This is a genomic window from Clostridium acidisoli DSM 12555 (assembly GCF_900176305.1).
GTDB lineage: Bacteria > Bacillota > Clostridia > Clostridiales > Clostridiaceae > Clostridium_I > Clostridium_I acidisoli.
On the sequence record NZ_FWXH01000055.1, the window covers coordinates 1 to 2698 of the forward strand.

General features: G+C 27.8%; 5 protein-coding genes. All 5 read right to left on the bottom strand.

The annotated features are described in order from the left end of the window. Positions 1 to 679: 679 nt before the first annotated feature. Positions 680 to 862, bottom strand: coding sequence for a hypothetical protein (locus B8978_RS19585; protein ID WP_139796107.1), 183 nt, complete (start codon positions 860 to 862; stop codon positions 680 to 682). A 163-nt stretch (positions 863 to 1025) separates the two neighbouring features. Continuing rightward, positions 1026 to 1283, bottom strand: a complete 258-nt coding sequence (locus tag B8978_RS19280) for a hypothetical protein (RefSeq protein ID WP_084117900.1) — start codon at positions 1281 to 1283, stop codon at positions 1026 to 1028. Positions 1284 to 1297: 14 nt separating this feature from the next. Continuing rightward, positions 1298 to 1765: a glycohydrolase toxin TNT-related protein gene (locus tag B8978_RS19285; RefSeq protein WP_084117901.1), complete on the bottom strand. Its 468-nt coding sequence runs from the start codon at positions 1763 to 1765 to the stop codon at positions 1298 to 1300. 17 nt (positions 1766 to 1782) lie between these two features. Continuing rightward, a complete protein-coding gene (locus tag B8978_RS19290) occupies positions 1783 to 2124 on the bottom strand; it encodes a hypothetical protein (RefSeq protein ID WP_207651904.1) in 342 nt (113 codons plus the stop codon). Then, positions 2114 to 2698, bottom strand: a 585-nt coding sequence (locus B8978_RS20300) for a hypothetical protein (RefSeq protein ID WP_242950602.1), incomplete at its 5' end; no start/stop codon positions are given. The genes B8978_RS20300 and B8978_RS19290, both read right to left, overlap by 11 nt.

Consider the following 2698-nt stretch of genomic DNA (forward strand, 5'->3'; position numbering starts at 1 on the left):
TCCACTACATATATTGCCTGCTTCTTTCTTCATTCCATTAAATGCTTTTTCTTCATCATTTCTTACACTGTTAAATATTTTTTCTCCTTCATTAAGCAATGAACTTGCTGTTGCTTCTATTCTTGCTGATTTGAAATAAAGTTTGATCATTTTTATTTAAAATTTAATGTTTGTCTAAAGTTTTAGGAGTTAACATACTTCAAATTAAACAAAACTATGTTAACTCCTATTAAATTTATATAATTCACTTGATTTTGTATCTACAAAATTTGATAGTCAATTTTCATTCTAGCCTTATTCATAATTAACTTAAACTTATTTGATTTTGTCTCGCTTTTAATTCCATTTTCCTATTTTCTCCATTATTATTATGTACAAGAACTTAAAGATTCTATCTTTATCAACCTTTTCGATAATTGAAAAATTCTGTCTCTCATCTACACCATGCAAAACCCAATTTTCATCTTGAAAATAGACTCCTGTAGAAAAAGGTACATTAGTTTTTTTCCAATAACTATATTTAGTTACTCTAAATTTGTACCTAACACTTGTATTTTATTTAAATATTCTTTATATGTCATTTTACAATCCTCAAATATTCTAAATTAAACCTTTATGCTCTAAAATCTTTACTGAAGCTGGTTTATTGCCTTTACATGACCACTATTTGTAATTAAATTTAATTTTTATTTGAGTTAATATTTTCGTATATGAACATTATCATCGAATACAACTTTTTAAAGGCTTCCCGCTCTGAAACTGTTGATAATCTTACACTATGTATTCCTCTTTCTGAGTTTTTATAGACGTTCCACATCTTTTCATTTTCATCATAATAACACCCAACAATAAAATCTGACATACTTAACTGATCTACCACAACTTGCCATATTCCTAACTACCATCAAGTTCTTTTATTTTTTGAAAAAATTCTTTCCTGCTCATTAGTAATCATTCCCTTAATCTTGATAGGCATAACTTCTGTAATATATTCCCATAATAAACCTTAAATTTATATTCTATTTTTAATGGCTTATAGTTCTAGAGTGAAATTTTATAATAGAATATAATTTTTCCAATGCCTCCTGTTCAGAAGTTGTTGACATCATCTCCCAATGCCTTCCTCTTTCATTGTTTTGATATACTTTCCACTTTTCTTCACATTCATCGAAATAGCATCCTAAAATAAAATCTCCCATACATAATTTATCTATCTCAATTTGCCACATTCCTAGCTTATTTTGAAATTCTTCTATTCCTTTTAAAAATTCTTCTCTGTTCATTTATAATACTCCTTTTACTTAATTATCCCAAGATCTTTTAATATATATCCGTTAAATGGTGTAACAATTTGTTCTGCACCACCTTTTAAATCACCCCATGATGCTGCTGTACCTTTCAGTCCATATGTTGCATCAATATCTTTGCCAACTTCATTTGCTGTATCTTCTATAAATTTGTCATATTGTAATTGCAATATTTCAAAACTTGTTGAGTCTAATTTTAAAATACCTTCAGATTTTAAAATTCTATTTAATTCATTGTAATATTTAGTAACGTTAGCATCGATTTGAGTTTTTAACTTAACATCAGAACAATTATTAACATATTCCTCAATCTTTGAGAAGTCTCCCGTCACTTCATATTGATGATAATTTGATAAATCCTCCATATATGGTAATGAACGTTCTGTGTATGAATACGACTTTCCATCAATTATAGGAGATGTATACCTACCATTTATGGTAAATTTTCCTAACCTCATAATTTTTTAATTTTCCATTATTTCCATCCATAAAACTCCAAGTACTTATCTGGTATTCTCAATTTTATTTGTTCTTCTAGCTCTTTTAAAAAGGTATTCATATCTACTTTATCGTACCATTTCTGACTATTTTCTAATGGTAAGAATCTATTACCATTAATAATACTACACCCAAATCTTCCTCTATCATAATTTAAAACAATATTAAAATATTTGTACATAACAAATTCAATTCGAAACATTGTGTATGGAGTATCAGTCATTTCAGAAATCATAAAATCATCAATTTTTTTTTGAAAATAATCTCCTAATCTATTTATTATTTCATCTGAAATTGTCTCACTATTTTTATTTTGCAATCCAAACATCTCCTTTTGGTATTAATGTTTTAAATCCATAACTATCCTTTAAATACTGCCATTCTTGTGATAAATAACTATCTGGATATAAACGAGGATCATGTGAAAATTGAATAGTTTTACCGCCACTGACGGCATCATCTAAGGCAGGTACATTAAAATATTCAAACATTTCATCACTTGTAAGATTATATGTTTTTTGAATATTATCCCATTCACTTCCTAAACTAAAATAAGTAGAATTATCACCTGCTTTTGAAATATAAGAATCTTGCCCTGGCTTCGTCCAATCTTCAACTCCATCCTCAATTGTTGGTGTGTATTTACCTAACGTTATTGAACTAGCATCTGAATTATGAATTGATTCATTTCTTATTTTCTTAAAATCATCTATTGGTATTTTCCCACCAACTTTGCCATCCATTATTTTTATACTATCAATTGAATCTTCAACAGCATTACTCCCCACCTCTAAACTGCTACCACTAACATTTTCTATTTTACTTATCTTTTCTATATTATTATCTATTACTGACATATTAGGTACTCTTAAACCTGTTCCTGTATCTAATAC